Below are 6387 nucleotides of genomic sequence, written 5' to 3'. Positions count from 1 at the left end.
TTCATTTTTTTATGGTCACAATCAAGTATTGCATATAATTGTATCACAATCATGATAATGATTTAGGATTGCTATATATGTTTTGAGTTGAAAATTTAAGTCAGCATCAGCCACTACTTTCGGAGGGTCTAACTGAGGTGCTCCGGCAATAAAAACGTACCAGTATCCACTCGCACCGAGGAGGAGGATTGTACCGGCACCGATACCTAAAACTTTTCCCAGCCACTTAGGCATACTTTCAATCTCTCTTTTTGATAGGCGATCGCAATCCGTACATTATATGCAAGTATATTGTAGAACTGTAGGTGAGGTCGATCGCACATTTTGCAGCTAAACTGCAACGGTCTTTGGGGCCCGTTCCACAGTTAAACTGCAACGATGTTAAATTCTTCAATTCTTTAATCTAAAATGGTATGACTTATCACAATCCTACTCCTACAGTTGATATTATCATCGAATTAGCCGATCGCCCCCACCGCCCGATCGTACTCATCGAACGCCGCAATATTCCCTACGGCTGGGCAATTCCCGGCGGCTTTGTTGATTACGGAGAATCGGTAGAAACGGCGGCCAAACGCGAAGCTTTAGAAGAAACGAGCTTGAATGTAGAATTAATCGAGCAATTTTACGTTTATTCTGACCCAGATCGCGACGCCCGCCAACACACAATCAGTATTGTATTCTTGGCTTCTGCAATCGGCGAACCTCAAGCCGCCGACGATGCTAAAAATTTACAATTTTTTGAATCTTGGCAGATTCCCCATCAATTATGTTTCGATCACGATCGCATTTTACGAGATTATTGGCGTTACCGTCATTATGGATTGCGTCCGCGTTTGTAGGGTGAGGGTTTTTAACCGCAGATGCACGCAGATTAACGCAGATTGATTGCGATGATTTATCTGTGTTAATCTGCGGTTAAATTCATCAAACTAAATTCTATGCAAAGCTTGACAATATTAGGCGGAGGTGCTTGGGGTTCGGCACTGGCAAATCTGGGAGGCAAAAAAGGCGATCGAGTTAATTTGTGGTCGCGCAGCAGTTCTTTTAATCTAGAATCAGTTATAACAGGTGCGGATGTTGTTGTTTCGGCAGTTTCGATGAAAGGAGTTGGAGCAACAGTCGATCGACTGCTTGCGTTAGAGTTAAGTCCCGATACAATTATAGTTACTGTCACCAAAGGTTTAGACCCGGCGAGCACGCGCACTCCGTCTCAAATTTGGCAAAATGCCTTTCCTAACAATTCAATTGTGGTACTTTCCGGCCCTAATCTTTCAGAAGAAATTCAGCAAGGATTGCCGGCTGCAACGGTAGCGGCGAGTTTGGATTTAGCTGCGGCCAAGCAAGTGCAAAATATTTACAGTTCTGATATTTTTCGGGTTTATGTGAATGAAGATCCGCTGGGCACTGAGTTAGGTGGAACTTTGAAAAATGTATTTGCGATCGCGGCTGGTGTTTGCGACGGTTTACAATTAGGAACTAATGCTAAATCTGCTTTGCTGACTCGCGCTTTGCCGGAAATGATTCGGGTGGGAGTTCGTTTGGGAGCTCGCGCAGAAACTTTTTACGGTTTGTCTGGTTTGGGAGATTTGCTCGCTACTTGCAACAGTCCTTTATCGCGCAATTATCGGGTTGGTTTCGGGTTAGCTAAAGGCAAATCATTAGAGCAAATTTTGAACGACTTGCAGAGCACTGCTGAGGGAGTCAATACTACTAATGTGTTGATTGATTTAGCGGATAGGCGCGAAATTGAAGTCCCCGTTTCCCGTCAAGTTTATCGCTTATTAAATGGTGAAATTACTGCCGAGCAAGCCGTTTTATCGCTGATGGAACGAACTTTGAAACCGGAGATTTTATAGCAGAAGGAAGACGGAAGAAGGAAGAAGGAAGAAGGAAGAAGGAAGAAGCAATAAAATCAATCGTTTCAGCCATTAACAACGTCCTAACCGTCTTGGCTGTTGCTATATAACCTGCACAACTAGATAGGTAAGGACTTAAGCAAAGCCTAAGCCCCTACCCGTAGCTGAAGTTTCAAGGATTTGCCTCACGAGTTGCTAGTTATCAATTAAGAGTTCTAAGCTGGATTGGTCGAGCGGTCAGATTGATGTTTCGATCGCTCAGCAGAGAGAGAGTTTAAGGAATTGAAGATGAGTTGTGAATCCAAAACTCTTTAACTCATAGCTGCTACTACTTAACTCATAACTCATAACTCATAACTTGCAGAGCGAGTTGCACCAGCTTTACATCTTGCCTTTCTGCATTACCTCTTGAAGGTGCTGCCGAATTTCCTGCGCGTGCTCCATGTCAGCTTGCTGCAATTTTTGAAACAGCTCAGCACAAGGCTGAGAACCTGTTTCTTGAGCATCTTTCATGTAAGTTTCGTAGGCTTTCAAAGCTTCAGACTTGTTGTGCAAAACTGTTAACAAATCATACTCGAGGTTGCTGATGACTGTACTACCGTTAGTGCTCATAAACTGACCTTCTGCTAGGATTTGTTCCAAGTTTGACCGATCCAGAGATGACTGTTCATCTGTCTAGAAGGGTAGATAATTTTTACTTTCCGCCGTAATAAAACGCAACTTCTTTATCTTTCAGCGGTGCGAAGTCAGCAGCAACGAGCATTTTATCGAGCTCGTTTTGAGGCAGATGTTTGACACCGATGCGGACAATGCGCGATCGCATTGTATTTGACACGCCACTGCGCTGTCTCCCGGCTTCTAATCCCATTACTTGCTTGTAGAGGTCTAATTTTGCTTGCGGAATCGGAGTACCGTCAAAGTCGATTCCAGAGGCGATCGCAACATCGATCGCATCTGCACCAGTTGTAGATTGAGCCGCTGAGTTTGTTTCTGAAGACATTGTGCAAATTAAATAAAAAGGACGATCGTCATAAAAAGTAGTTTAGTCCTAAAAGTGCCAAAGTTGAGCACCAAACTCTAGCACAGCTCAAAATAACGTAAACTCGTGAAACAAGCTAAACAGTCCGCCCCACACTCTTCGATTACTGTTCGATTAAGGACTGTTTGGCACAAAGGCGAGATCCTTGAGCATTTCTTCAAACAACGGATTGCCAAAACTCATCAATTGCAGTGAAGCATTTTCGTCAAAGATATCCGGGTAAAATGTCATAGGATAAATGCAACCTTGATAGTTAAGATGCCAAGTGCTAAAATAATTGCAGAATTTTTTACCATAAGACCAATGTCCTGGCAGTCCCAGAAGTTGCAATAAATCAAAAACTTCGATCGTGTCAATCTGCATTGGCGTGGCGGATAATAATAAGAGCGATCGGCTTTTTTCTTTCAATTGCTGCATTAACTCTAGCAACCGATTCGGAGTTTCCTTGCGGTTTTGCTGGCTTTGGCGGCAGGCGTGATGCGCTTCATCCAGAATCACCAAGTCCCACGGTTGCGCGTCTAAAAGCTGTTTTGTGGGATCGCTCCGACGGACTAAATGAGATGATGCTAAAATGAGATTTTGGGAATTCCAAATATTCTTTTCCTCTGAGTGACTCCTCTCCCCATAGGAATTTTTTAATTCACCTTTTCTATAACTCCAAAAGTTCAAGTTAAGTTAAATTTTTTACGCAATTCTTCGTGCCATTGCGGCTGAATGCTGGCGCGTGCTAAAATTAACACAGGTTTGACTTTTTGGCTGATGAGTAAGTAACGCAGAATCAACCCGGTTTCGATGGTTTTTCCCAATCCAACTTCATCCGCAATTAAAAAACTTTTTGGCAAATCTGCCGCAACTCGGCGCAATATTTTAACTTGATGTGGCTAAGGTTTAATCGGAATAGATTTCAAACAATAATCGAGACAACTTGGTGAAGCGTACAAGTTGAAAAGCGGTTCCAATTTAGCATAATCTAGAGATATTTCAGCATTCCCAATAACTCCTCCTAACTTCTCACTACTGAATTCTGACAGATATGCCAGAGTGCAATTTCATCGTGAGTTTTGCCACCCCCACAACTCGTTTCCAAACGAACCACCCCCGCCCCGGCGCTTTGCTTCATCAAGCGGCTGAAAACTTCCCGAATTAGGGTTTTGATGCCGTCAGTTGCGAAGGTATTGGCAAAGAATTTATTGGCATTTTGATAAACTTGAGGTGCATTTCCTTCGACTACCAGCCGCAATTTTGCTGCAAATAAATCTAGAGACAAGTCTCCAGATAAAATCTCATCTCTGGACACGCAGTATCAAAGATTAATGGCAGCATCTAACGATCCTTTTGTGTTGGGTAAATGATTAAAATCGACATTTCCGCCGCTAACAATCACGCCAATCCTCGTATTTTCAGCCTGCACCACACCTGACAACAAAGCCGCCGCCGCTAACACTCCTGTCGGTTCAACAACTATCTTCATGCGTTCCCACATAAAAAACATTGTGCTGCGAATTGCCTCTTCTGAAACAGTTGCCATATCGTCCACATAATGCAGCACCAAAGGAAAGGTTAATTTGCCCAAAGATGGCGTGCGCGCACCGTCAGCAATCGTATCGGGGTTAGTAACAGTTTGCAGCGTTTTCGTGCGGAACGATCGCGCAGCATCGTCTGCTTGCTGGGGTTCTACTCCTATTACTTTACACTGCGGAGACAAAGTTTTTGCTGCGATCGCGCATCCCGACAGCAAACCGCCGCCGCCGCAGCAAACCAGCAGCAAATCCAACTCCCCAACTTCTGCGATTAATTCCAGCGCCGCCGTACCTTGTCCCGCAATCACCCACGGATGATCGTAAGGAGGAATAATTGTTAAGTGTCGTTCTGCGCCAATTTTGGCGGTGAGGTCTTCCCGCGCAACTTGAGTGCGATCGTACAAAATAATTTCTGCGCCGTAGCCGCGAGTCGCCTCTTGCTTGACTTTTGGCGCGTCTGCCGGCATCACGACAGTAGCAGGAATTTCTAGCAACTGTGCGGCAAGGGTGATCGCCTGCGCGTGATTTCCCGAAGAAAAAGTCAGCACTCCCCGCTGTTTTTCGGCTTCAGATAGCTGCATTAAAGCATTGCAAGCACCCCGAAATTTAAACGAACCCGTCCGCTGAAAGTTTTCGCATTTGAAAAATACCTGAGAATTCGTCCGTTTGTTAACAGTTTCCGAAGTCAGCACCGGTGTCTTGAAAGCTTTACCCTGCAAGCGCTTTGCGGCCGCCTCCACATCGGCGAAACTGACTGGCAAGGGATTTTCTGTAGAGAAGTCGGTACTCATAGATTTTAGATTTGGACTATCGAGGACTCTATTTGTAGGGTGGGGATTGCCCGCTTCACTCCTACCATTAAATTATAAATTTTTATGATATTTTGGGGCTAATAATTATTAGATATTGCGCTTAATTGTCAAAAAGGCTGTTGACTAAAATCAAAGTTATGACAATTTACTATCAAAAAGTAAAGTGAGGTTTGTACTTGCACAGGAGAGGGATTAATCAATACAAATTTAACCACCGCCCGATTAATTTTCGGGAAACAGCACGGCGCCTTGTCCTGATTTCGGGTAACGGGTAAAATAAACCGGATTGGATGGTGAAATTGCCCGATCGCGCGATCGAATCCAACCATCGATAACAAGGCAAAAGAGGACACCGCAATACCGTTTCCCTACCCAAAAAAGAGCGGCTAAATTGTTTAACAATTACAAAAAAAAGGACACAGCATTGCTGTGTCCTTAACCGTATCTTGTAGGAACACGGCATTACCGTGTCCCCATCCGTACCGCCGATATCCCAATTACGATTCTTGCAGTTTAGAACAAGAAGAATTCAGAATTACCGGAAATTCCTAAATCGACATCGACAGTAGCAAACAAACTGTTACCGCCAACCGTAGAACCGTTGCTATCGTAATACAGTTTAGTAGATGCAGACAAACTGTCGTAGATAGCCATGATCGATGGCCCGGTTAAAGTTGCTTCGAGCGCAGTTACAGAAACTGTACTGCTGTAAGCGTAGAAACTCGAACCCAAAGGTCCCGATCCGGTGGTAAATGCGGCAAAACCAGTGGTGTCGAGGTTAATTACATCATCAGCAATGCTGTAATTGGTAATTAAATCCCCGCCGTCAGCAGTAGTTCCGCTGAACACAAACACATCCAAACCAGCACCGCCGTTGAGAACATTGGTTCCCACACCACCGATTAAAGTGTCATTCCCAATACCGCCGTTGAGAGTATCGCTACCGCCACCGCCGAAGAGGCTGTCATTGCCATCGTCGCCGGAAATGCTGTCGTTACCCAAACCGCCGTCGAAAATGTCGGCACCGCTACCGCCGCTGAAGATGTCAGCAAACTCAGTACCAGTGACGCTGTTAGCAGCCGCATCTCCGGTAAACAAGACAGGAGTAGTGAAGTTGTAACCGCCAGCACCAGAACCGAAATTGTTAAATGCGGTCG

10 protein-coding genes are annotated in these 6387 nt (G+C 44.7%); 2 read left to right on the top strand and 8 right to left on the bottom strand.

All coding sequences use genetic code 11. The annotated features are described in order from the left end of the window. Positions 1 to 21: 21 nt before the first annotated feature. Positions 22 to 234: a hypothetical protein gene (locus QUA20_RS18250; protein WP_333190488.1), complete on the bottom strand. Its 213-nt coding sequence runs from the start codon at positions 232 to 234 to the stop codon at positions 22 to 24. 179 nt (positions 235 to 413) lie between these two features. Here QUA20_RS18250 and QUA20_RS18245 point away from each other — a divergent pair, with 179 nt between their 5' ends. Both QUA20_RS18245 and QUA20_RS18240 read left to right on the top strand, forming a co-directional pair. Further along, positions 414 to 842, top strand: coding sequence for an NUDIX hydrolase (locus tag QUA20_RS18245; protein ID WP_333190487.1), 429 nt, complete (start codon positions 414 to 416; stop codon positions 840 to 842). A gap of 99 nt (positions 843 to 941) precedes the next feature. Beyond that, positions 942 to 1859, top strand: coding sequence for an NAD(P)H-dependent glycerol-3-phosphate dehydrogenase (locus QUA20_RS18240; RefSeq protein ID WP_333190486.1), 918 nt, complete (start codon positions 942 to 944; stop codon positions 1857 to 1859). A 381-nt stretch (positions 1860 to 2240) separates the two neighbouring features. Here QUA20_RS18240 and QUA20_RS18235 read toward each other — a convergent pair whose 3' ends face one another. The 7 genes from QUA20_RS18235 to QUA20_RS18205 form a co-directional block, all read right to left on the bottom strand. After that, positions 2241 to 2501, bottom strand: a complete 261-nt coding sequence (locus QUA20_RS18235; protein ID WP_246276587.1) for a hypothetical protein — start codon at positions 2499 to 2501, stop codon at positions 2241 to 2243. A 52-nt stretch (positions 2502 to 2553) separates the two neighbouring features. Beyond that, a complete protein-coding gene (locus tag QUA20_RS18230) occupies positions 2554 to 2859 on the bottom strand; it encodes a small RNA NsiR4-regulated ssr1528 family protein (RefSeq protein WP_006635311.1) in 306 nt (101 codons plus the stop codon). A 153-nt stretch (positions 2860 to 3012) separates the two neighbouring features. Then, a complete protein-coding gene (locus QUA20_RS18225) occupies positions 3013 to 3567 on the bottom strand; it encodes an SNF2-related protein (protein ID WP_333190485.1) in 555 nt (184 codons plus the stop codon). Next, the gene (locus tag QUA20_RS18220; protein ID WP_333190484.1) at positions 3564 to 3740 is read right to left on the bottom strand and encodes an SNF2-related protein; all 177 of its coding nucleotides are present in this window, start codon (positions 3738 to 3740) and stop codon (positions 3564 to 3566) included. Before QUA20_RS18220 ends, QUA20_RS18225 begins: the two co-directional genes overlap by 4 nt. A 161-nt stretch (positions 3741 to 3901) precedes the next feature. Beyond that, complete coding sequence (locus tag QUA20_RS18215) at positions 3902 to 4195, bottom strand: hypothetical protein (protein ID WP_333190483.1); 294 nt, start codon at positions 4193 to 4195, stop codon at positions 3902 to 3904. A 6-nt stretch (positions 4196 to 4201) separates the two neighbouring features. Next, positions 4202 to 5209, bottom strand: coding sequence for a threo-3-hydroxy-L-aspartate ammonia-lyase (locus QUA20_RS18210; protein WP_333190482.1), 1008 nt, complete (start codon positions 5207 to 5209; stop codon positions 4202 to 4204). Between the two features lie 534 nt (positions 5210 to 5743). Continuing rightward, positions 5744 to 6387, bottom strand: a 644-nt coding sequence (locus QUA20_RS18205; RefSeq protein ID WP_333190481.1) for a calcium-binding protein, incomplete at its 5' end; no start/stop codon positions are given.

It is taken from the genome of Microcoleus sp. Pol7_A1 (genome assembly GCF_036701085.1).
Taxonomy (GTDB): Bacteria; Cyanobacteriota; Cyanobacteriia; order Cyanobacteriales; family Microcoleaceae; genus Microcoleus; species Microcoleus asticus.
The sequence above is the reverse complement of the archived record's forward strand: the minus strand, read 5'-3'. Positions and strand labels throughout refer to the sequence as shown.